The sequence below is a fragment of the Senegalia sp. (in: firmicutes) genome (assembly GCF_052088025.1).
Lineage (GTDB): Bacteria > Bacillota > Clostridia > Tissierellales > SIT17 > Anaeromonas.
This window is the reverse complement of sequence record NZ_JBQCYD010000036.1, coordinates 1-22,310: the sequence shown is the minus strand read 5'-3', so window position 1 is coordinate 22,310 and position 22,310 is coordinate 1. Positions and strand designations below refer to the sequence as shown.

Here is a 22,310-nt window from a genome sequence, read left to right as displayed (position 1 = left end):
ATATTTTAATTATACACTATTATTAGTTTACGACAACTATCCTACCACATAGGGTCTATAAATATTATTGTGGGTGAATCTTTCTTTGCCTTTTCAAAAAGTGACCTTATTCTTTTTGCTCCTACTCCTACATATTTTTCTACAAACTCTGATCCACTACAGTAAAGGAAGGTTGAATTAGTTTCTCCTGCTACAGCCTTAGCAAGCAATGTTTTTCCAGTTCCTGGAGGTCCATGAAATAATATACCATTTGGAATTTTTGCACCCATCTTATGAAACTTTTCTGAATTATTGATAAAATCAATAATTTCTTGCATCTCTTCTTTAACTTCCTCTAATCCTGCTACATCATTAAATGAAACATCTGGCTTATCATTTTTAGCAAAACTATTATCTGATTTTTTATCTGAATTTACAGAAGCCATCACTAATTGTCTATTACCACTTACTTTTTTATTGTAAAAAAGCATAGTAGATATAATTAACAACATTATAAATCTTTGGCCAATTGTAATATCAAAGATATTTATAGACTTAGAAAATGCATCAAATATTAAAAGAAAAGAAATTATAATTAGTGTTACTGAACAAATTTTAAATAATTTATTTTTCAATTTATCTCCGCCTTTATATAATTTTGTAATAATAGTTTAACCAATTAAGGATGTAATATCAGAAAGTTTTAATTATTATTAATGGTATTATATAGAAGTATAAAAATAATAATTTAAAAATTAAACTTGACATCCAAAATATTTTAATATACAATGTAATAGAAAACAAAGTAGAAGTTTCCGCTTCTCACCTTATAGCTTGAGGCTAATCGGGTTAATAGAAGAAAAGCATAGAATATATCTATGTGTTTATTTCTATTTTTGAGAAGGCGGAGTTTAAAAAACTCGCTTTTTTTATTGCGTTAAAATCATATAGGAGGTGCCTTGATATTAAAGAACTTCAAATTAACGAGCAAATTAGAGATAGAGAAGTAAGACTTATTGATTCCAATGGTGACCAATTAGGAGTAGTTCCTGGTAGAGAAGCTCAAGCGATAGCTGATGATAGGAAATTAGATCTTGTAAAGATAGCTCCAAATGCTAAACCACCTGTTTGTAAAATAATGGATTATGGAAAACACAAATATGAACAAGCTAAAAAAGAAAAAGAAGCTAGAAAAAATCAAAAAACTATTAACACAAAAGAAATCAGATTAACTCCAAGAATAGAAGATCATGACTTGAATGTTAAAAGTGATAAAGCTGTAAAGTTTCTTGAAAATGGTGATAAAGTAAAAGTTACAGTTAGATTTAGAGGTAGAGAGCTTGGACATACAGAAGTTGGAAGAGAAGTACTTAAACAATTTGCTGAATTGACTTCTGAAGTAGGAGTTATAGATAAAAGAGCTAAGATGGAAGGTAGAAATATGGTAATGTTTTTATCTCCAAAAGAGTCATAATCGAGAGGAGGAAATAGTATGCCGAAAATGAAAACTCATAGAGGAGCAGCTAAAAGATTTAAGAAAACAGGAACAGGTAAGATAAAGAGATGGAGTAACTATACAAGCCATATATTAGGTAAAAAATCTTCAAAGAGAAAAAGACAATTAAGAAAAGAAAAAATTATGGATAGCAGTGATCAAAAAAGAATAGAAAAATTATTACCATACAAATAGATAAGGATAGTTAAGGGAGGTTTTTTCAGATGGCAAGAGTTAAAAAGGCGATGAACGCTAAAAAGAAACATAAAAAAGTATTGAAACTTGCAAAAGGATATTATGGAACTAAAAGCAAATTATTTAAACCTGCTAATCAAGCAGTAATGAGAGCTCTTAGATCAGCATATATAGGACGTAAATTAAGAAAAAGAGACTTTAGAAAACTTTGGATTACAAGAATAAATGCTGCTGCAAGAATGAATGGTTTATCTTATAGTAAGTTAATAAATGGTTTAAAGAAAACTAATGTAGATATAAACAGAAAAATGCTTTCAGAGATGGCAATTTATGATCCAGAAGGATTTAAATCATTAGTAGAAACAGTAAAAGAAAATATATAAAACAAAAGTTCCGTTTAGCGGGGCTTTTATTTTTGCTATTTTAGGATATAATACATTTAATATCTTTTACTCTTAAGGTTTAAATGATATAATAAAAAATAATTAATAAAGAATTAGCTAGGGGATGATTGAAATAGAACTTAAAAGTAGAGTTAATGAATTTAAATCTAATCCTGCTCAAGTATTAGTCTTAGGTTTTGCTACACTGATTTTTATAGGAGCTACTTTGCTTAATTTACCCATGGCTTCAGCTGATGGTAGGAGCATAGGCTTTATTGATGCTTTTTTTACTTCAGCTTCAGCTGTATGTGTTACAGGGCTTGTAGTTGTAAATACAGCTGTTCATTGGTCATTATTTGGCAAAATACTTATACTTTTTTTGATACAGATAGGTGGACTTGGCTTTATGACTATGGCAACTCTAGTTCCTCTTGTGATAGGTAAAAAGATAACATTAAAAGATAGACTCATAATGCAAGAAGAACTGAATCAATTTTCTTTATCTGGAGTAGTTAAACTTACAAGATATATAATAATATCTACATTAGTAATAGAGGGCATTGGAACAATATTATTATCCTTTAAATTCATTCCTGAATATGGGATTGGAAAAGGATTATGGTATTCAGTCTTTCATGCAATTTCTGCTTATTGTAATGCTGGATTTGATATAATAGGAAATAGTTTAGAATCATTTGTAACAAGTCCTATAATAAATGGAACTATAAGTCTACTCGTAATACTCGGTGGTATAGGTTATTCAGTTTATTTGGATATATCAAACACTAGAAAGTTTAGAAAATTAACATTACATACAAAGGTGGTTTTAGTTATGACCTTTGCTCTTTTATTAGTAGGTTTTCTAATATTTCTAGTTGTAGAATATAACAATCCTCAGACAATAGGAAATTTATCATTTGGTTCAAAGGTTATGACTTCATTTTTTCAATCTGTACTTCCAAGAACAGCAGGTTTTAATAGTGTAAGTATGGCCGGAGTAACAAATGCTACAGCTTTTATGATAATAATACTTATGTTTATAGGAGGATCTCCCGGTTCAACAGCAGGGGGTATAAAAACTACAACTATAGGCGTTGTAATACTTGCTATAATCTCAGTGGTTAGAGGTGATAGTGATGTTAAAATATTCGCAAGAAGAATTCCTATAGAAATAATATTTAGAGCTCTTGCAGTACTTGGTATAGGTCTTCTTATAGTAATAGTTGTTACCATGATTTTATCTTTAACTGAAACTAATTTAGAACGATATAGCTTTTTAGATATTACATTTGAAACTGTATCAGCATTTGGAACTGTAGGTCTTTCAAGAGGTCTTACTCCTTATTTATCTGATATTGGAAGAATAATAATAGCTATAACCATGTTTATTGGGAGACTTGGACCACTTACAATGGCATTTGCTTTTGCTAAGAGAAGAAGAGAGAAAAAAGGACTTTATAGGTATCCAAAAGAAAGAATTACTGTAGGATAGGAGGTTTTAAAATGAAACAATTTGTTGTAATTGGTTGTGGTAGTTTTGGTACAAGTGTTGCTGTAACACTTTATAATTTAGGATATGATGTTCTTGCTATAGATAAGAATGAAGAAAAAGTTCAAGAAATATCAGATAAAGTAACTTATGCAGTCCAGGCTGATGCTATTGATGAAAATACATTAAAATCCCTTGGACTTAGAAATTTTGATGTAGCAGTAGTTACAATAGGATCAGATTTACAAGCATCTATAATGGCAACTTTAATAACAAAAGAATTAGGAATAAAATTTGTAATAGCTAAAGCACAAAATGCCCTTCATGCTAAAGTGCTAGAAAAAACCGGAGCTGACAAAGTTGTTTTTCCTGAAAGAGATATGGGAAGTCGTGTGGCAAGAAGTCTAGTATCTTCTAATATATTAGATCATATTGAATTTGCTCCAGATTATAGTATTGTTGAATTTACTGCATTAGATGAATGGGTAAATAAGACATTACAGCAACTGAAATTACCTAGTAAATATGGAATAAATGTAATAGCTATAAGACATGGAAAAGAAATAAATATTACACCTTATGCAGATGATAAGATAAATAAAGAAGATGTTCTAATTGTTATTGGACATAATGAAGATTTAAAAACATTAGAAAAGTAGGATGTAAATGGATATTAAAAGTAGTTCAAATAAGATTATAAAAGAAGTAAAAAGTTTGGATAATAAAAAAAATAGATTTAAAAAAGGACTTTTTATCATTGAAGGAATTAGGATTATAGAAGATGCTATAAAATCCCATGAAGATATAAAATATATTTTATATTCTGATAAATTATTTGATGTTAAAAATGGAAAAGAGTTATTTAACTATGTTGGAAATGAATATGAAACATATAAAATAGATCATAATTTATTTAAGGATATATCTGATACTGAAAATACTCAAGGTATAATTGCTGTTTTGAGCATGAAAAATCATGAAATAAAAGATATGATTAAAGATGGAACTTTTATAGTGATATTAGATAAATTACAAGATCCTGGTAATATGGGCACAATTATAAGAAGTGCAGATGCGCTAGGTGCTAGTGGTATTATTGTAAGTAAGGGATCAGTAGATATATACAACCAAAAGGTACTTAGATCTACCATGGGTTCATTATTTCATATGCCTATAGTTCAATTAGAAGATACTAAGGAAGTTATATTAGGATTAAAAAACAATAATGTAAAAATTTTAGCAACTACATTAAATCATGCTAAATATTGTTATGATATAAATTTAAAAGAGGATATAGCTATTGTAATAGGAAATGAAGGAAATGGATTGGATGAAGAAATATGTGATTTAAGTGATGAGAATATCATCATCCCTATGGATGGTAAATCTGAATCATTAAATGTAGCCATGGCTTCTTCAATAATTATGTATGAAGTATTAAGACAAAGAAGAAATATTTAGAAAATTTATATAATAAGCTTGTATACGCCTTGTTTTTTAATTAACTTAATGCTATAATTTAATTAAATAGCATTAAAGGGGTGTAAGTGATGGCATCTGATCAATTGTTTTGGCAATTATTTAAACTTACTGGATCCATAAATGCATATCTTATGTATAAGAACCTATCTATAAATTCATAATTAAAAGTTATGATGAAGAGAGTAAATATTTGATTCATTTAGAGAGAGGATATCTTGGCTGTAAATATCCTTATGTATGATAATATTGAAATTCACTTCTGAACTGCTAGATTGAAATAAAGTAAATCTATGCCGGCTTTGCTGTTAAAAAAATTGAGTGGCTATAATAATTTATAGCTATAAGAGTGGTACCGCGAATAACCTTCGTCTCTTTTTGAGATGAGGGTTTTATTTATTAGAAAGGAGTAATTATAATGAAAGAAAAAATTGAAGATTTAAGAAGTATTGCTATTAAGGAATTAAAAGAAATAAATAACTTGACAGATTTAGATAATTTTAGGGTTAAATATTTAGGAAAGAAAGGTGAATTAACTAAAATATTAAGGGGCATGGGCTCTTTATCGCAAGAAGAAAGACCTCTAGTAGGTAAAATAGTAAATGAGCTAAGAGGTGAATTAGAAGATAATATAAAGAATATAAAATCTAATTTAGAAAATAAAAAGAAAAATGAAAAGCTTAAAAATGAAAAGATAGATATTACACTACCAGGAGAAAAAATAAATTTAGGACACAGACATCCCCTTATGCAGACAATAGAAGAATTAGAAAATGTATTTTTAAATATGGGATTTAGTGTAGTAGAAGGACCAGAAGTTGAAACTGTAGAAAATAACTTTGATGCATTAAATTCGCCTGAAAATCATCCATCAAGAGACATGACTGATACTTTTTATATAACAGATGACATATTACTTAGGACGCATACTTCACCTGTACAGATAAGAACAATGAAAGAAAACAAACCACCACTTAAGATAATATCTGCAGGGAGAACATTTAGGTTTGATGATGTTGATGATACTCATTCACCAATGTTTCATCAATTAGAAGGTCTTGTAATAGATAAGAATATAACTATGGCTAATTTAAAACACACAATAGATATGTTTATAAAGGAATTATTTGGAGAAGGAATGAAAACTAGATTTAGACCACATTATTTCCCTTTTACAGAACCAAGTGCAGAAGTAGATGTTTCATGTCTAAACTGTATGGGAAAGGGCTGTAAATCATGTAATGATACTGGTTGGGATATGGAATTACTTGGATGTGGTATGGTTCATCCAGAAGTTCTTAGAAATTGTGGTATAAATCCAGATGAATATAGTGGATTTGCCTTTGGATTAGGTGTAGATAGAATTGCAATGGTTAAATACAATATAGATAATATTAGATTATTATTTGAAAATGATATGAGATTTTTAAATCAATTTTAGTTGAAGGAGGAAAAATAATGTTAATACCTATAAAATGGCTTAAAGAATATGTAGATATAGATGATGTTGATACACGTGAACTTGCAGATAAACTTACTATGAGTGGTTCTCATGTCGATTCAATTGAAAAAATAGATAAGGGTGTAGAAAAGGTAGTAGTTGGAAAAATATTAGAGATTAACCCTCATCCTAATGCTGATAAATTAGTTATAACAAATATTGATATTGGAGATGAAACTCTTCAAATAGTTACTGGGGCTACAAATATTAAAGTAAATGATTATGTACCAGTAGCAATTGTAGGAGCAGAACTTCCAAATGGTATGAAAATAAAAAAGAGTAAATTAAGAGGGGAAGTTTCAAGAGGTATGCTTTGTTCTGCTAGTGAATTAGGCATAAGGGAAGATTTAATATCAAAAGAATTAAAGGATGGAATATATATTTTAAATGAAGAATATCCTCTAGGCCAAGACATAAGAGAAGCTCTAGGTCTTAGGGGTGAAATTATTGATTTTGAAATAACACCTAATAGATCAGATTGTTTAAGTATTATAGGAATGGCACGTGAAACAGCTGCTACTTTTTCTAAAAAATTAAATTATCCTGAAATTGCTATTAAAAATGAAACTGGTGATATAAAAAACACAATAAAAAATATAGAGGTTGAAAACAAGGATTTATGTAATAGATATTATGCAAAAGTTATAGAAAATGTAGAAATAAAACCTTCACCTATGTGGATTAAAAGAAAATTAATAGAATCAAATATAAGACCTATCAATAACATTGTAGATATAACAAATTATGTTATGTTAGAACTAGGTCAACCTATACATGCTTTTGACTTAGATAAAATAAATGGAAATGATATAATTATTAGAAATGCAAAGGAAAATGAAAAAATAACTACTTTAGATGGTGTAGAAAGAAAATTATCTGAAGATATGCTTGTAATAGCAGATAATAAAAATCCTATAGCTATTGCTGGAGTAATGGGTGGAGAAAATACTGAAGTAGATGAGAATACAAAAAATATATTAATAGAATCTGCTAATTTTAATGGTAGAAATATTAGACTTACTGCAAAAAAAATAGGATTAAGAACAGATGCTTCAGCAAAGTATGAAAAAGATTTAGATCCAAACATCTCTGATCAAGCATGCAAGCGAGTTTGTCAGTTGATAGAAATGATTGATTCTGGAAATATAATAGATGGAAACTTTGACATATATTCTAATAAAACAGAGGAATTCATTATAAAATTAAGACCAAAAAAAGCAAATGAAATGCTAGGAGTAGAGCTATCAGATGAATATATGATAGATGTCTTAAATAGTTTGGAACTAAAGTCATATAAAAAAGAAGATCATATAGAAGTAAATATTCCTACATTTAGAAGTGATATAAATATAGAAACGGATTTAGTGGAAGAAGTAGGAAGAATATATGGATTCCATAATATTAAGTCAGAGCCCTTAATTGGTGTTTTAACCAAAGGCGTGAAATCAAAAAGAAGAAAAATAGAAGATACTATAAAAAACTCTCTAACAGGTATGGGACTCAATGAAATAACTACATATTCTTTCATCAGTCCAAAATCTTATGATAAGATATCTTTAGAAAAGAACAGTATAAAAAGAAAAAATGTAGAGATAATGAATCCTTTAGGTGATGATTATAGTGTGATGAGAACTACACTAATTTCTAATACTTTAGATGTTTTATCTAGAAATTATAAATATAGTGTAAAAAAGGCTTGGACTTATGAAATAGGAAATGTTTTTATACCAAAAGATTCAGATAAAATAATTTTACCTACTGAAAATAAAACATTAACTATTGGAATGTATGGTAAGACTGACTTTTTCTATTTAAAAGGAATGTTAAATAATTTATTTTCTATACTTGGCATAAAAGATGTAGAGTATATAGTAGAAGAAAACAATAATTCATTCCATCCAGGGAGATGTGCAAATATTATATATGGGGATATTGATTTAGGTGTAATAGGAGAGATTCATCCTGATGTATTAAATAATTATGGATTAAAAGAGAAAACTTATGTATCAGAAATTAATTTAGATATATTATCATCCATAACTAACCTAGATAAGAAATATAAAGAACTACCTAAATATCCTGCTATAACTAGAGATATAGCACTAGTAGTAGATGAAGACATATTAGTAAAAGAAATTCAAGATATAATAAAGCAAAACTCAGGAGATCTAGTTGAAAGCATAAATTTATTTGATATTTATAAGGGTAATCAAATACCTGAAAATAAAAAATCTGTTGCTTATTCTATTATTTATAGAGCAAAGGATAGAACTCTTAAAGATGAAGAAGTTTCACAAGTTCATGAAAAAATAGTTGAAAAATTGATTAATAATCTTAATGCAAGTTTAAGAGATTAAATTTAAAGGGTATGGTTTTTAACCATACCCTTTAAATTTAAGCAGATTAATTATATAATGGTATTAAGTATATTTGATTAGAGGAGATGATTTTATGACTGAAAAAAGAAAAGTCATAGTTAAGATAAATGGACAAGATTATACAGTAATAGGAGAAGAATCAGAAGAATATGTTCATCATATTGCAAGTTATATTGATTCTAAAATGAAAGAAATAATAAATAAAAATAATAAATTTAGTCAATCTATGGCTGCAATACTTACTGCTTTTACAATAACGGATGAATATTATAAAGTTAAATTAGATTTAGAGGATTTAAAAGAAGAAATAAAAGAACCATTTGAAGAATTAGAAAGACTTAGAGAAGAAAATGAAGATATGAAATCAAATTATGAAAAAATAAAAAGTGAAAGAGATGAATCAAAGGAAGAATTATATAATGTGAAAAATGAAAAAGAAAAGAATTCTACTTTAGCAAGAGATTTTAAAGATTCACTTCTTTTAAAAGAAAAAGAATTAGAAGAAAGTGAAAGAATGATAAATGGATTACAAAACAAATTATTTGAAAATCAAGTAGAACTTGTAAGATTAAAAAAAGAATTAGAAGAATTAAAAAATGAATATGGACATTAAAGAATAATTTTCATTCTTCAGTTTAGAATATATATTAATATCTAAACTGGAGGAATAATAATGCATAAACATTTAGTAGAAGATCCAATTTATTTGGCACGTGCAATTGGTGTGTATTTTTTAGCATTAATTACTGTTAGGTTGATGGGTAAAAGATCTATTGGGGAACTGGGAGCTTTTGATTTTGTTTTAATGACAGGTATTGGTCATATAATGAGTGCAGTAGCACTTGAACGTAAGATCCCATTTCATGATGGAATATTGGTACTAATAACAATAGCAGCACTTGAAGTTATTTTAGCTATATTTGCTTATAAAAATAGAAAGTTTGCTAAATTGATTGAAGGTAGACCAAGATATCTTATAAAGGATGGTAAAATTTTAAAAGGTAATATGAAAAAAGAAAAATTTAATATTTATAATTTAAGACAAGAACTTAGGATATTTGGTGTAAATAATGAAAAAGATGTAGAAAAAGCAATGATAGAAGCATCAGGTAAGTTTAGTGTAATATTAAAAAAAACAGAAGAACCAGTAAAGAGAAAAGATATTGGAATATATAAAGAAGATTCTAGGCCACAATATATTGATAAAAAAATTTATGAAATTAAATCAGAAATAGATAGATTAAATATAACTTTAAATAATCTCATAATAGAAATTAGAAAAATAAATAAAGGTTAATGTAAATAGTAATTTTCTAGAGAGGTGTAGAATAAATTGAATATTATAAAAGGTAAATCTTTAAATACATTAGAGTATTTTAAGATTCAAGAAAGATTAAAAACAAAAGCTGAATCCAATTTAGGCAAGAAAATAGTAGATGATTTGATGCCTATGAAAGATTATATAAAAATAGAAAGTGCTCAAGATGAAACAAAAGAATCTTTAAATATGGTATTAAAGAGAGGAAACCCTCCACTTGGAGGAATTAATGATATCAAAGATAATGTTATAAGAGCAAATAAAGGTGGAATACTTTATCCTGGAATTTTACTTAAAATAGGAGATAGTTTAAGAGCATCTAGAAAGCTTAAAACTTTTATAAATAGTGATAAGGGAGATAGGGATTCAAGTTATCCTATAATAGAAGGCTATATTTATAGCTTAGCTTTAAATAAAAACTTAGAAGAGGAAATAGAAAATGCTATAATAAGCGAAGAAGAAATATCAGATAATGCAAGTCCTACTTTAAGAAATATTAGAAGGCAGATGGAAGTGAAAAATTCTAGTATAAGAAATAAACTGAATTCAATAATAAATTCCTCGAAAAATCAGTCCATCTTACAAGATAGCATCATTACTATAAGAAATGATAGATATGTGGTACCAGTAAAAAGAGAAAACAGATCTACCTTCAAAGGACTAGTTCATGATCAATCTGCAAGTGGAGCTACTTTATTTGTGGAGCCTATTGCTATTGTTAATTTGAATAATGAATTAAAAGAACTTAAAATTGATGAACAAAAAGAAATTGAAAAGATATTAAAAAGATTAAGTGAAGAAGTAGCTTTGGTTAGCGAAGAATTAATAGAAAATCAAAATATATTAGCTAAACTTGATTTTATTTTTGCAAAAGGTAAACTTGCATTAGATATGAATGCGATCAAACCTATATTAAATAATAAGGGAGAAATTTCTCTAAAAAAAGCAAGACATCCCTTGATTCCAGATAAAGAAGTAGTAGCGAATGATATATATTTTGGTGAAGATTTTCATTCTCTTATAATTACAGGGCCGAATACAGGTGGTAAAACTGTAACATTAAAGACAGTAGGATTACTCACACTTATGGTACAAGCGGGGCTTCATATACCTTGTAGTATAGGTAGTAAAATAGCTGTTTTTAAAAATGTTTTTTCTGACATAGGCGATGAACAAAGTATAGAACAAAACTTAAGTACCTTTTCATCTCATATGACTAATATAGTAAATATAATAGAAAATATAGAGGAAAATAGTTTGGTGCTATTTGATGAGCTTGGAGCAGGTACAGACCCCACAGAAGGTGCAGCACTTGCCATGTCTATATTAGATTATCTTCACGATAAAAATGTAAAAACTATAGCTACAACTCACTATAGTGAACTTAAATTATATGCTATATCTACTGAAGGTATAGAAAATGCATCAGTTGAATTTGATGTAGAAACACTTAGTCCCACTTATAAACTGCTCATAGGAATACCTGGAAAATCTAATGCTTTTGAAATATCAAAAAGACTTGGTTTAAATGATATTATAATAAATAAGTCTAAAGAGATATTATCTAAAGAAAATATAGAATTTGAAGATGTATTATCACAAATAGAAAAAGATAGAAATACAAGTGAAATAAATAAAGAAAGATCTGAAAGAGAAAAAAAAGAAATAGAAAAATTAAGAAATGAATTAGAAATAAAACAAGAAAAAATTGATAGAATAAGAAAAGATGCTTTAAGAAATGCTAAAATTGAAGCAAGAGATATATTAGAAAATGCTAAATCACAAGCTAATGATATAATTAAAGAACTTAGAAATATATCTACAGATATAGAAAAAGAAAAGAATAAACAAATACAAGATGCTAAAAATAAATTAAAAAGTAATTTAGATAAAGTAAGTGATGGTTTATCTGAAAACATATTAGGAAAAACCAATAAAAAACCACCCAAAAATCTAAAACCTGGAGATAGTATTAAACTTTTAAGTTTAAACCAAATAGCAACTGTTGTAACAGAACCAGATAAAGATGGAAATTTAACTGTACAAGCTGGAATAATGAAAATAAATGTCAATGTAAATAATATTGAAAAAGTAGTAGATGAAGTAAGTGAAAAAACAGAAGAAAGAACAAGAGGTATGATAAAAACAAAGTCAAAAAGGGTTAAGACAGAACTTGATTTAAGGGGTAAAAATTTAGAGGAAGCAATGCTTGATGTAGATAAATATTTAGATGATGTATATATGTCTGGATTAAATCAAGTTACTATAATACATGGTAAGGGTACTGGAGTATTAAGAGAAGGGATAAAAAAGCAACTTAAAAACCACAAATTAATTGATTCATACAGGATAGGTAAATATGGTGAAGGTGGAACTGGAGTTACAGTTGTTAATTTAAAGTGAGGTTAAATATATGAAAGAAATAAATATAAATGATATAGAAGATATTTTCATAGGAAATGCAGAATATGAAGATGGACCTACAGGATGTACTGTAATAATTTCAGAACAAGGTTTCATAGCAGGTGTGGATGTAAGAGGGGGAGCACCTGGAACCCGTGAAACAGATTTACTTAAACCAGAAAATATGATGGAAAAAATTCATTCTGTATTTTTAAGTGGTGGCAGTGCATATGGACTTGATTGTGCTAGTGGAGTTATGCAATTTCTGGAGGAGAAAAATATAGGTTTTGATACAGGAGTAGCTAAAGTACCTATAGTTTGTGGTGCTGTTTTATTTGATTTGAATTTAGGAAATCCTAAAATACGCCCAGATAAAAAACTAGGTTACACTGCATGTTTAAATGCATACGAAAATAATTTTAAGCAGGGTTCATTCGGAGCGGGAATAGGAGCAAGTGTGGGTAAGTTATATGGCTTAAAAAGTGCTATGAAAGGTGGAATTGGAGTTTATGGCATACAGATAGATGATTTAAAAGTATTATCTATAGTAGCTGTAAATGCTCTAGGAGATATAGTTGATAATGAAAGTGGTAAGATAATTTCAGGGCTTATAAATAAGAAAAATGAGTTTATAAATACAGAAGATGAAATGATAAAGAATTATAAGTTTGCAAAAAACTTATTTGGACAAAATACTACTATAGGGGCAGTGATAACAAATGCTACTTTTGATAAAGCACAGATGAATAAAATAGCTTCTATGGCACATAATGGTTTTGCACGAGCTATAAGGCCATCCCACTCTACCTTTGATGGAGATACTATATTTTCGCTCTCTACGGGTAAGATAAAGGCTGATATTAATGCTGTTGGAATGCTTGCAGCTAGAACTATGGAAAAAGCTATCTTAAATGGTGTCAAAAATACTGATAAGATTTTACTTGAATAGTATCTAATAGTATGATATATTTAATAGAAATTAATATGAAAATTCTATGAAGAGAATAGTAGGATATAAAAATAGTTTTAGAGAGTCAGGATTGGTGGAAACTGATACATTTTTATATTTGAATAGAGACTTGGAGAAGCCATCTGAAAAAAGTAAGATGAGTCGGTTAATCCGTTAATATAGTATGAGTGGACATGGATTTTTATGTCAATTAGAGTGGTAACACGGGTAAAACTCGTCTCTTTTATAGAGATGAGTTTTTTGTTGTATATAAAAGTAATTTAAAATATTTAGGAGGTTATATTATGATAGATTTTAAAGAAAAATTAGCAGAAATTATAAATCAAAATGTAGAAGAAATATCTAAAGAAGAAGTATTAGAATTAGTAGAAACACCACCAAGTTATGATATGGGAGATTATGCAATGCCTTGTTTTAAGATGGCAAAAATATTTAGAAAGTCTCCTAATGTTATTGCAGAAGATATAGTTAAAATGATTGGTGATAATAAGTATTTTGAAAAAATAGAAAATAAAGGTGCTTATGTAAACTTTTTTATAAACAAAGAGTTATTTTCTGAAATTGTATTAAAAGAAGTATTTGAAAAAGAAGATAAATATGGTGCTACAAATATAGGTGAAGATAGAAATGTAATAGTAGAATTTTCATCACCTAATATAGCTAAACCATTTCACATAGGACATATTAGAAGTACGGTAATAGGGCATTCTATTTATAGAATATATGATTTTTTAGGGTTTAATACTATAGCTATAAATCACTTAGGAGATTATGGAACACAATTTGGTAAATTAATTGTAGCATATAAAGCTTGGGGAGATAGAGAAGTAATAGAAAAAAATCCAATACCAGAACTTTTAAAGCTATATATAAAGTTTCATGAAGAAGTAGAAAAAAATCCTGAACTTGATGATAAAGCACGTGAGTGGTTCTTTAAATTAGAAGGAAATAATAGTGAAGCTAAAGAATTGTGGCAATGGATGAGAGATGTAAGTTTGAAGGAATTTAACAGAGTATATGATATGTTAAATATAAAATATGATTCTTTTACAGGGGAAAGTTTTTACTCTGATAAAATGCCTAGAGTAATAGATATAATGAATGAAAAAGGGATTTTGGAAGATTCTCAAGGTGCAAGAATAGTAGATTTAGAAAAATATGGTATGCCTCCTGCTCTTGTACAAAAAAGAGATGGATCTACACTTTATATAACACGTGATGTTGCAGCTGCTTTATATAGAAAAGAAACCTATGATTTTTATAGAAATATATATGTAGTTGGTTCACAACAATTACTACATTTTAAACAATGGATGAAGATGGTTGAATTAATGGGATTTAAATGGGCAAAAGATTGCGTACATGTTCCCTTTGGCATGGTATCACTTGAAGATGGAACAATGAGTACTCGTAAAGGTAGAGTAGTATTTTTAGAGGATGTTTTAAAAAAGGCAGTTGATAAAACAAAAGAAATAATAGAGCAAAAAAATCCTAATTTAGAAAATAAAGAAGAAGTTGCAAAACAAATAGGAATAGGCGCTATAGTATTTCAAGAGCTATCTAATAGCAGGATAAAAGATTATACTTTTTCATGGGAAAAAACATTGTCATTTGAAGGAGAAACTGGTCCATATGTTCAATATACTCATGCTAGGGCAAGTAGTATATTAAATAAAGCAAAAATAGATGTAAGTGCTGATATAGATTATTCCTTACTCTTAAATGAAGAAGCGGTAAATTTAGTTAGATTATTACATGATTTCAAACAAATAGTAATAGATGCTATGGATAAATATGAGCCAGCAATTATTACACGTCATATTGTTGATATTGCTCAAGCATTTAATAAGTTCTATCATGAATGTCCTATATTAATAGATGATGAAGAACTTAAAAAGGCTAGATTATTATTAGTAAAATCTACAAGAAATGTTATAAAAACTGGTCTTTATCTTATAGGGGTAGAGGCACCTGAAAAGATGTAATATCAAAATACTATTAATTTATAGAGATACCTAGGTATCTCTATAAATTTTTGTTATAATATACCTATTGATGTTTTAGGAGGTAATTATGATTGAAGAAAATATAAAAAATATACTTTATTCTGCCGGGGCAATTGACAGAATAAATGAAGAAGACAATGATTATAGATCATATAAGGTACAGTTAATGATTAGCACTATAAAATCTTTAACTCCTCTAAAGGAAAGTGATAGTGTCATTATAAACCTTGAACGGCTTAAAAAAGAAATAGAATTTTTAAAGGATTATTATACTTTAAACCCATTAGAAATTATAGATTTAGATATAGCTGATTATTGGACTTTAAAATCAAGCAGTTTTAATTCTATATTGATACCAATAGTTTTATCTAATGAGGAATTTGAAAATATAAGAGCGGAAATAATTAAATCAATATTAGTTTTAACGGGTAATATATATGTTTTAATGGAACAGATATTATTAGGAAAACTATTAGATATAGTAATAAAAAAAGAAATAAATTTGGGAGATATAATATCAAGTTTAAAGGAAGAAGTAATAAACTTTTCTCAGAAGGAGTTTTTGAGAGAATATAGTGTTTATTATAAAAAACCTATAGAAAAATATAGTGGGAATTTTACCATAGATTTTGAAAAAGTAAAAATTCACTTTATAAACTTATTAAATGAGAAAGAATTTTCAAATAAAAACATATTGATAAAATCGCTTACTATATTAGATGGAAATAAAGATATAAGTATAGATGAATTATTTTTATCTGGAATTTCTAGTATAAACAATGAAAAATTACTAAGTTTAGAATATAAGAACAGTGAATTTATAGAGAAAATATCTGATTATCTGATAAAACTTAGGAAGGGAAGAATAAACCTTGAAGACTTGAAAGTTGAAATAACAACACTTCCTAATATATTTAATTTTAAAATAGGAGATATAATAAATCATCCCCTGCTTAATAAAAGTAAATTAATAAAAAGATATATGGATAATGATAGAGAAGTAATAGAAGTAATTACTAAATCAGGATTATATAAATTACAAAAATAAATATCACAACCCTAGGGTTGTGATATTTATTTTTGTAAATAATCTATAAATTCATCTTCAGAACTATCTGCAAGTTCACTAAGTTCACTAATAATACTATTTTTCAAAGATAAATATTCATCTGAATTTGTATGTTCTCCTGTATATTCAAGGGCTTTTAAAATAAGTAACATGTCTTTTTTAGGTATTTCTGCTATAGATATTTTTTCAAATTCTTGCATAATCTTTCTCCTTTCATAAGTCTATATTATATCTTTCTACAAAAGTGTATATTATTCCTTCTTTTTTTACAAGGAATATAGATAATATTTATTTAATTTTTGGTATAATTCTATATTTTTAGAGTAAAGTTTAATAGGAGGGATAGCTATGAGTAAATTATATAAATATAACAGACAAAAAGCAATAGAATATGCAAAAAAATGGGCTTTTGATAGAAATTCTAAATATTATAATTTTGAAGAATTGGGAGGCGATTGCACTAATTTCATCTCTCAGGTTTTACATGCAGGTGAATGTCCCATGAATTATAAAAAGTGGGAAGGATGGTACTATAATAATGTCAATGATAGAGCCCCAGCATGGACATCAGCAAATTATTTAAGAAAATTTTTAACAAACAATAAAGAAAGAGGACCTATAGCAGAAGTAAGTAATATAGATAGTGTTGAAATAGGAGATATAGTACAACTTAATTTTGATTCGGATTCTATATTTGAACATTCCCTAGTCATTGTAGATATTAAAAGCCCAAGGAGTATAGAAAATATATACATTGCAGCCCATACTTATGATAGATATAATTATTCACTTGCAAATTACTATATTCAAGAACTACAATTTTTTCATATATTGGGATATAAAAAATAGTTATTTGCTGCTAAAGTTAAAAAGTATTATAATAAACTAGAGGTGAAAAAATGAAATTATTAATTACAACACTTAATTCAAAATTCATACATTCTTCTCTTTCTATAAGATATTTAAAAGAATATATAAGTGATTTAAATATCAATATAGAAATTGAAGAATATACGATAAATCAAAATGTAGATTTTATAGTATCAGAAATTTATAAAAAGGATATAGATGTATTGGCATTTTCTACATATATATGGGGAATAGAAGAAACTCTTACTATATGCAAGAAATTAAAAATAGTTAAACCTGACTTAAAAATTATACTAGGAGGACCTGAAGTTTCTTTTGATATAGAAAATTTAATGAAAGACAATTCCTTTATAGATTTTATAATTTATGGAGAGGGAGAAGAAACATTTAGAGAATTTATAATTGAATATTTAAATAATGAAAAATATAATAATATACTTGGACTATCATATAGGGATGATAAAGAGATAAAGATAAATTCACCTCGTATGTTAATGGAGAATTTAGATAAGGTAGCTTCTCCCTTTAAAAATATGGATTCATTTAAAAATAAAATAATATATTATGAAACTTCAAGAGGATGTCCTTTTAATTGCAAGTTCTGCTTATCATCAACTATTGATGGGGTGAGATTTTTTTCAATAGATAGGGTTAAAAAGGATCTGAAATTTCTTATAGATTCTAAAGTTAAACAAGTTAAATTTGTTGATAGAACATTTAATACAGATAAAGAGTATTCAATGGAAATAATGAATTATATAATAGATAATAATCCAGAGAATATTAATTTTCATTTTGAAGTTACTGCACATTTATTAGATGAAGAAATGCTAAGCTTTTTAAAAGATATACCTGAAGGCATGTTTCAATTTGAAATAGGTGTACAAACAACAAATGAAAAGACGATAGAAGCTATAGGTAGAACAACAGATTTTAATAAATTATCATATGTAGTAGGTAAAATAAATAACTATAAAAATATTCATCAACATCTTGATTTAATAGTAGGACTTCCTTATGAAGATTATAATAGCTTTAAAAAATCCTTTAATGATGTATATAATTTACAAGCAGAAAAATTACAATTAGGTTTTTTAAAATTATTAAAAGGATCTGAATTAAGAGCAAAGGAAGAACAATATGAATTTAAATATTTAGATTCTCCTCCCTATGAAATTATGGAGAATAAATTTATATCATATAAAGATATATTAAAACTTAAAGTTATTGAAGATTTAGTAGAAAAGTATGGTAATGAGCTAAACTTTAGAAATACATTAAAATTTATAATTAAAAATTATTTTGCTACACCATTTGATTTTTATGAAGATTTAGCAAGTTATTGGGAAAAGAATGAGTATCATCTAATATCTCATAGTCTAAAGAAATTATATGAAATATTATATAAATATTTTTTAGAGAATATAGGAGAAGATAATCAAATTTTTATGGAGATTTTAAAATACGATTATATATTTAATAATAACAAACAGTTACCTGACTATATCAAGTTAGATGATGAAGATATGATAAAACGTGTACGCCATGATTTTTTAAAGGAAGATAAAAATATAAGGAAATATTTACCTCAATATATTAATATGCCTGTAAAAAAAATGATAAGGGATATTTCTATAGTAAGTTTTAAATTTGATGTTTTGAAATTAACAAATGATTTTAATAAAAATGATATAAAACTTGAAAAGAAATATTATATATTTGAACATATGGGCAAAGGTAAAGTTTTTACAAAATCCAAAGTATCTGATATTACTAAAGAATTTTTAAAAGAGGTGAAATAGTTGGTTGTTTTAAAAGATTTGTGGTATTTAAATAAGGATGCCTTTAAGAAGAGTACAGAATTATTAATGAAAAATTGGGGTTTAATACTTACAGGATTTATATATATAGCAATAAACATAGTATTAAGCCTTGTAATTAGCACTTTATTTATGGGTGTTCTTAGAATATTGAGTGGTATAATTTTAGCACTTGCAACAGCATCTATGTTATCAAATTATTTATATTTATTACAAAATATAATAAGGGTAGGCAAATTTGATTTAGAAGATTTTAAAAGAGGGTTTACAGCATTACTTCGCAAGGTATATAGTGTACTTTTAATAGGTTGGTTAGCTAGTGTATTATATAGTATGATTCTTTCACCTATACTTGGAAGTCTTGGAAGTTTTATTACAATGCTAATACCTATTCTCATATTTCTACTTTTAAATGCACTACCTGAATCACTTTATCAAAAATTCTATGATCCCTGGGAAACTGTTACTTATGCTTTTGAATTTATAAAAGAAAATTGGTTGGAATGGTTTATACCTAACACCATATTTATTGTTCTTTTATATATCTTATCTGGTAGATTATTTTTAGATTTATTTTCTATTAATTTTAGTTTAGGGTTAGATCTTTCACTAGCAGGACTTATAACTTTTATAATAGGTCAAGTTATCTTTTCATTTATGATGTTATATAGAGGGGTATTATTTGAAGAACTTAGTAAAAGTACAAGAAGAAAAAGAATATATATGAGGGATTTATATAAATAAAGAGGAGTGTATGCATGAAACGAGTAGAAGAATATTTCAAACAAAAGACAAATGATATTTATTTTGTTGAATTAAAAGATAAAGATATACCATATCCTTTAATAGCTAAGGATTTAGTATCAGAAATACAGACAAATGAAGAAGTAGATGAGCTTAAAATAAAGAACTTTGTAGATGGAATGATTTATTTATTAGGGATAGATCCAAAGTTTAAATATAAAGATGAATATTTAGAATTTTTATATTCATATGATAATAATATTGAAGGTTATATATTATCAGAAGGTATTAAAAAGTTAAATGATGCTGATGATATCGATGATGCTCTTGTTTATTTGAGAAGTTTAATAAACATAGATAATAAAAATGTTAAAGGTATATATAGTTATGCTTTGGCACTAGAAACTAAGGCTATAAATTTTTATAATAAAAATGAAATCAAAGAAGGTGATATATTTTTCAATAAATCTACCTTTATGTTTGAAACTATATTAGACATTGATGCAAGCTTTAGCTTAGCATATTATAAATTAGGCTTTCATTATAGAAATATTAAACAATTTAAAAAAGCAGAAATAATCTGGAGAAAATTCATTAATATGACCTCTATTGATGAATTGATAGATGAAATAAATTTACAATTAAAAGTAATAGAAGATGATGTTAGTTATGAAGAAGGATACAATTTAGTATTAACAGGTAAAGCAAATGAAGGCTTAGAAAAATTACTTCCTCTAGCAGAAAATCAAGGAGATTGGTGGAATTTATTGTTTTTTATAGGTCTTGCTTATAGACAACTTGGAAACTATAGTGAGGCAGTAAATTATTTTGAAAAAGTATTGATATTTGAACCTAAGCAAGTGGATACATTAAATGAACTTGGATTATCATATGCAAATTTAGGTAAAAATGAAAAGGCTATTTCAAGTTTTGATAAAGCACTTTTGATTAAACCTAAAGAATCAGAAATATTATGTAATAGGGGCATGACTTACTTGCAAATGAACAATGTAGAAAAGGCAGAAAAAGATATAGAAAGAGCATTTGAATTAAATCCAGAAGATGAAATAACCAAAGCTTGTAAATTTGAAATAGATAAAACTCTTAAATAAGGAGATATACATGAATACAATTAAAGATTTAATAAAAATAAGTCAAAAACAAAAAATAAAAAAACTTGCTATTGCATCATCTGAAGATGAAGAATTACTAAAAGCTATAGTTGAAGCAGCACAACTAAAAATTATAGAACCTATATTAATTGGGGATATAAAAAAAACAGAAGAAATAGCTATAAAATTGAATCTTGACATAGGAAAATATAAAAAAATAAAGGCAGAAAACAATAAAGAGTCAGCAGTAAAAGCTATAAAACTTATAAAAACAGGAGAAGCTGATTTTATAATGAAAGGATTAATTGATACGTCCATACTATTAAAAGAGGTTTTAAATAAGGAATATGGCTTAAGAAAAGAGGGATTACTAAGTCATGTGATGATATATGAAATACCAAACTATCACAAATTACTTATACTTACAGATGGGGGTATGAATATAAATCCTACTATAGAGGAAAGATTAACTATAATAAAGAATTCTGTAAATGTTTTAGAAAAATTAGGATATGAAAAAATTAATGTAGCTTGTCTTTCTGCAAAAGAAAAAGTGAATCTTAAAATAAAATCTACAGTTGATGCAAAAAAAATAGAAGAATTGTGGAAAAATGAAGCTAAATCTAATGTTATTGTTGAAGGTCCCTTAGCATTGGATTTAGCTATATCCAAAAATGCTGCAGAAATAAAAGGATTTAAAAGTGATATTGCAGGGGAAGTAGATATTTTGCTGGTACCTAATATAGAAATGGGAAATGGCATAGGTAAAAGTTTAACATATTTAGCTAAAGCAAAATCAGCAGGAGTAGTAATGGGGGCTAAGGTTCCTATTATATTAGTATCAAGGTCAGATGACTATCAAACAAAGTTAAATTCAATTGCATTAGGAAGTGTTATATCATAAAATAATTAATATATTTTCTAAAAAACATTGACATATTCAATAATCTTTGATATAGTAATAAAAGTCGTCAGGGAAGCATATGACATTCAAAACTTTATATTATTAATCTTAAGCGCAAGCAAAGAATCTTTAAAAAAAATTTTTAAAAAAGAGTTGACAAGCTTCAAAAAAACTGATATAGTATTAAGAGTCGCC

General features: G+C 27.0%; 22 protein-coding genes and 3 other annotated features. Of the genes, 20 read left to right on the top strand and 2 right to left on the bottom strand.

Features of this window, described 5'->3' with window-relative positions; translation table 11 throughout:
• Positions 1-41: 41 nt before the first annotated feature.
• Positions 42-614 carry an AAA family ATPase gene (locus tag ACTHUW_RS09655; RefSeq protein WP_442199354.1) on the bottom strand — a complete coding sequence of 191 codons (573 nt, stop codon included), beginning with the start codon at positions 612-614 and terminating at the stop codon, positions 42-44.
• Between the two features lie 162 nt (positions 615-776).
• Positions 777-917, top strand: a sequence feature (ribosomal protein L20 leader region).
• Positions 918-943: 26 nt separating this feature from the next.
• Between ACTHUW_RS09655 and infC the strand changes: the two genes are divergently transcribed.
• The 15 genes from infC (at position 944) to ACTHUW_RS09580 (ending at position 16,644) form a co-directional block, all read left to right on the top strand.
• On the top strand, positions 944-1,453 hold the full coding sequence (gene infC, locus ACTHUW_RS09650; RefSeq protein ID WP_442197960.1) for a translation initiation factor IF-3: 510 nt from the start codon (positions 944-946) through the stop codon (positions 1,451-1,453).
• 18 nt (positions 1,454-1,471) lie between these two features.
• Positions 1,472-1,669, top strand: a complete 198-nt coding sequence (gene rpmI / locus ACTHUW_RS09645) for a 50S ribosomal protein L35 (protein ID WP_442199355.1) — start codon at positions 1,472-1,474, stop codon at positions 1,667-1,669.
• A 29-nt stretch (positions 1,670-1,698) separates the two neighbouring features.
• A complete protein-coding gene (gene rplT / locus ACTHUW_RS09640) occupies positions 1,699-2,052 on the top strand; it encodes a 50S ribosomal protein L20 (RefSeq protein ID WP_442197955.1) in 354 nt (117 codons plus the stop codon).
• Between the two features lie 124 nt (positions 2,053-2,176).
• The gene (locus tag ACTHUW_RS09635; protein ID WP_442197954.1) at positions 2,177-3,544 is read left to right on the top strand and encodes a TrkH family potassium uptake protein; all 1,368 of its coding nucleotides are present in this window, start codon (positions 2,177-2,179) and stop codon (positions 3,542-3,544) included.
• Positions 3,545-3,555: 11 nt separating this feature from the next.
• Positions 3,556-4,200, top strand: coding sequence for a potassium channel family protein (locus tag ACTHUW_RS09630; RefSeq protein WP_442197953.1), 645 nt, complete (start codon positions 3,556-3,558; stop codon positions 4,198-4,200).
• Between the two features lie 7 nt (positions 4,201-4,207).
• A complete protein-coding gene (locus ACTHUW_RS09625) occupies positions 4,208-5,002 on the top strand; it encodes a TrmH family RNA methyltransferase (protein ID WP_442197952.1) in 795 nt (264 codons plus the stop codon).
• 89 nt (positions 5,003-5,091) lie between these two features.
• Positions 5,092-5,184, top strand: coding sequence for a YqzL family protein (locus ACTHUW_RS09620; RefSeq protein ID WP_442197951.1), 93 nt, complete (start codon positions 5,092-5,094; stop codon positions 5,182-5,184).
• Positions 5,185-5,399, top strand: a binding site (T-box leader).
• A 39-nt stretch (positions 5,400-5,438) separates the two neighbouring features.
• The gene (gene pheS / locus ACTHUW_RS09615) at positions 5,439-6,461 is read left to right on the top strand and encodes a phenylalanine--tRNA ligase subunit alpha (RefSeq protein ID WP_442197950.1); all 1,023 of its coding nucleotides are present in this window, start codon (positions 5,439-5,441) and stop codon (positions 6,459-6,461) included.
• A 17-nt stretch (positions 6,462-6,478) separates the two neighbouring features.
• Positions 6,479-8,878, top strand: a complete 2,400-nt coding sequence (gene pheT, locus ACTHUW_RS09610; RefSeq protein WP_442199356.1) for a phenylalanine--tRNA ligase subunit beta — start codon at positions 6,479-6,481, stop codon at positions 8,876-8,878.
• Between the two features lie 94 nt (positions 8,879-8,972).
• A complete protein-coding gene (locus ACTHUW_RS09605; RefSeq protein WP_442197948.1) occupies positions 8,973-9,512 on the top strand; it encodes a cell division protein ZapA in 540 nt (179 codons plus the stop codon).
• Between the two features lie 60 nt (positions 9,513-9,572).
• Positions 9,573-10,196: a DUF421 domain-containing protein gene (locus ACTHUW_RS09600; protein WP_442199358.1), complete on the top strand. Its 624-nt coding sequence runs from the start codon at positions 9,573-9,575 to the stop codon at positions 10,194-10,196.
• A gap of 45 nt (positions 10,197-10,241) precedes the next feature.
• A complete protein-coding gene (locus tag ACTHUW_RS09595; RefSeq protein WP_442210876.1) occupies positions 10,242-12,620 on the top strand; it encodes an endonuclease MutS2 in 2,379 nt (792 codons plus the stop codon).
• Between the two features lie 10 nt (positions 12,621-12,630).
• Positions 12,631-13,569, top strand: a complete 939-nt coding sequence (locus tag ACTHUW_RS09590) for a P1 family peptidase (RefSeq protein ID WP_442197946.1) — start codon at positions 12,631-12,633, stop codon at positions 13,567-13,569.
• 37 nt (positions 13,570-13,606) lie between these two features.
• Positions 13,607-13,815, top strand: a binding site (T-box leader).
• Positions 13,816-13,877: 62 nt separating this feature from the next.
• A complete protein-coding gene (gene argS / locus ACTHUW_RS09585) occupies positions 13,878-15,575 on the top strand; it encodes an arginine--tRNA ligase (RefSeq protein WP_442197958.1) in 1,698 nt (565 codons plus the stop codon).
• Between the two features lie 88 nt (positions 15,576-15,663).
• A complete protein-coding gene (locus ACTHUW_RS09580) occupies positions 15,664-16,644 on the top strand; it encodes a hypothetical protein (RefSeq protein WP_442210874.1) in 981 nt (326 codons plus the stop codon).
• A gap of 26 nt (positions 16,645-16,670) precedes the next feature.
• Here ACTHUW_RS09580 and ACTHUW_RS09575 read toward each other — a convergent pair whose 3' ends face one another.
• The gene (locus tag ACTHUW_RS09575) at positions 16,671-16,865 is read right to left on the bottom strand and encodes a hypothetical protein (protein WP_442197944.1); all 195 of its coding nucleotides are present in this window, start codon (positions 16,863-16,865) and stop codon (positions 16,671-16,673) included.
• A 148-nt stretch (positions 16,866-17,013) separates the two neighbouring features.
• Between ACTHUW_RS09575 and ACTHUW_RS09570 the strand changes: the two genes are divergently transcribed.
• The 5 genes from ACTHUW_RS09570 to ACTHUW_RS09550 are packed head-to-tail and all read left to right on the top strand — an operon-like array spanning position 17,014 to position 22,115.
• Positions 17,014-17,514: an amidase domain-containing protein gene (locus ACTHUW_RS09570; protein ID WP_442197943.1), complete on the top strand. Its 501-nt coding sequence runs from the start codon at positions 17,014-17,016 to the stop codon at positions 17,512-17,514.
• A gap of 50 nt (positions 17,515-17,564) precedes the next feature.
• Entirely contained in the window at positions 17,565-19,337 is a 1,773-nt protein-coding gene (locus tag ACTHUW_RS09565) for a B12-binding domain-containing radical SAM protein (RefSeq protein WP_442197942.1), read from the top strand.
• Entirely contained in the window at positions 19,338-20,099 is a 762-nt protein-coding gene (locus ACTHUW_RS09560) for a hypothetical protein (RefSeq protein WP_442197941.1), read from the top strand. It abuts the gene before it with no gap.
• Positions 20,100-20,113: 14 nt separating this feature from the next.
• Complete coding sequence (locus ACTHUW_RS09555; RefSeq protein ID WP_442197940.1) at positions 20,114-21,211, top strand: tetratricopeptide repeat protein; 1,098 nt, start codon at positions 20,114-20,116, stop codon at positions 21,209-21,211.
• A 10-nt stretch (positions 21,212-21,221) separates the two neighbouring features.
• Entirely contained in the window at positions 21,222-22,115 is an 894-nt protein-coding gene (locus ACTHUW_RS09550) for a bifunctional enoyl-CoA hydratase/phosphate acetyltransferase (protein ID WP_442197939.1), read from the top strand.
• Positions 22,116-22,310: the final 195 nt, after the last annotated feature.

Bases quoted from the DNA above. Each gene is read 5' to 3' on its own strand.
- rpmI (WP_442199355.1), top strand. From the start codon at position 1,472: ATGCCGAAAATGAAAACTCATAGAGGAGCAGCTAAAAGATTTAAGAAA.
- rplT (WP_442197955.1), top strand. From the start codon at position 1,699: ATGGCAAGAGTTAAAAAGGCGATGAACGCTAAAAAGAAACATAAAAAA.
- ACTHUW_RS09635 (WP_442197954.1), top strand. From the start codon at position 2,177: ATGATTGAAATAGAACTTAAAAGTAGAGTTAATGAATTTAAATCTAAT.
- ACTHUW_RS09630 (WP_442197953.1), top strand. From the start codon at position 3,556: ATGAAACAATTTGTTGTAATTGGTTGTGGTAGTTTTGGTACAAGTGTT.
- ACTHUW_RS09625 (WP_442197952.1), top strand. From the start codon at position 4,208: ATGGATATTAAAAGTAGTTCAAATAAGATTATAAAAGAAGTAAAAAGT.
- ACTHUW_RS09620 (WP_442197951.1), top strand. From the start codon at position 5,092: ATGGCATCTGATCAATTGTTTTGGCAATTATTTAAACTTACTGGATCC.
- pheS (WP_442197950.1), top strand. From the start codon at position 5,439: ATGAAAGAAAAAATTGAAGATTTAAGAAGTATTGCTATTAAGGAATTA.
- pheT (WP_442199356.1), top strand. From the start codon at position 6,479: ATGTTAATACCTATAAAATGGCTTAAAGAATATGTAGATATAGATGAT.
- ACTHUW_RS09605 (WP_442197948.1), top strand. From the start codon at position 8,973: ATGACTGAAAAAAGAAAAGTCATAGTTAAGATAAATGGACAAGATTAT.
- ACTHUW_RS09600 (WP_442199358.1), top strand. From the start codon at position 9,573: ATGCATAAACATTTAGTAGAAGATCCAATTTATTTGGCACGTGCAATT.
- ACTHUW_RS09590 (WP_442197946.1), top strand. From the start codon at position 12,631: ATGAAAGAAATAAATATAAATGATATAGAAGATATTTTCATAGGAAAT.
- ACTHUW_RS09580 (WP_442210874.1), top strand. From the start codon at position 15,664: ATGATTGAAGAAAATATAAAAAATATACTTTATTCTGCCGGGGCAATT.
- ACTHUW_RS09575 (WP_442197944.1), bottom strand. From the start codon at position 16,865: ATGCAAGAATTTGAAAAAATATCTATAGCAGAAATACCTAAAAAAGAC.
- ACTHUW_RS09570 (WP_442197943.1), top strand. From the start codon at position 17,014: ATGAGTAAATTATATAAATATAACAGACAAAAAGCAATAGAATATGCA.
- ACTHUW_RS09565 (WP_442197942.1), top strand. From the start codon at position 17,565: ATGAAATTATTAATTACAACACTTAATTCAAAATTCATACATTCTTCT.
- ACTHUW_RS09555 (WP_442197940.1), top strand. From the start codon at position 20,114: ATGAAACGAGTAGAAGAATATTTCAAACAAAAGACAAATGATATTTAT.
- ACTHUW_RS09550 (WP_442197939.1), top strand. From the start codon at position 21,222: ATGAATACAATTAAAGATTTAATAAAAATAAGTCAAAAACAAAAAATA.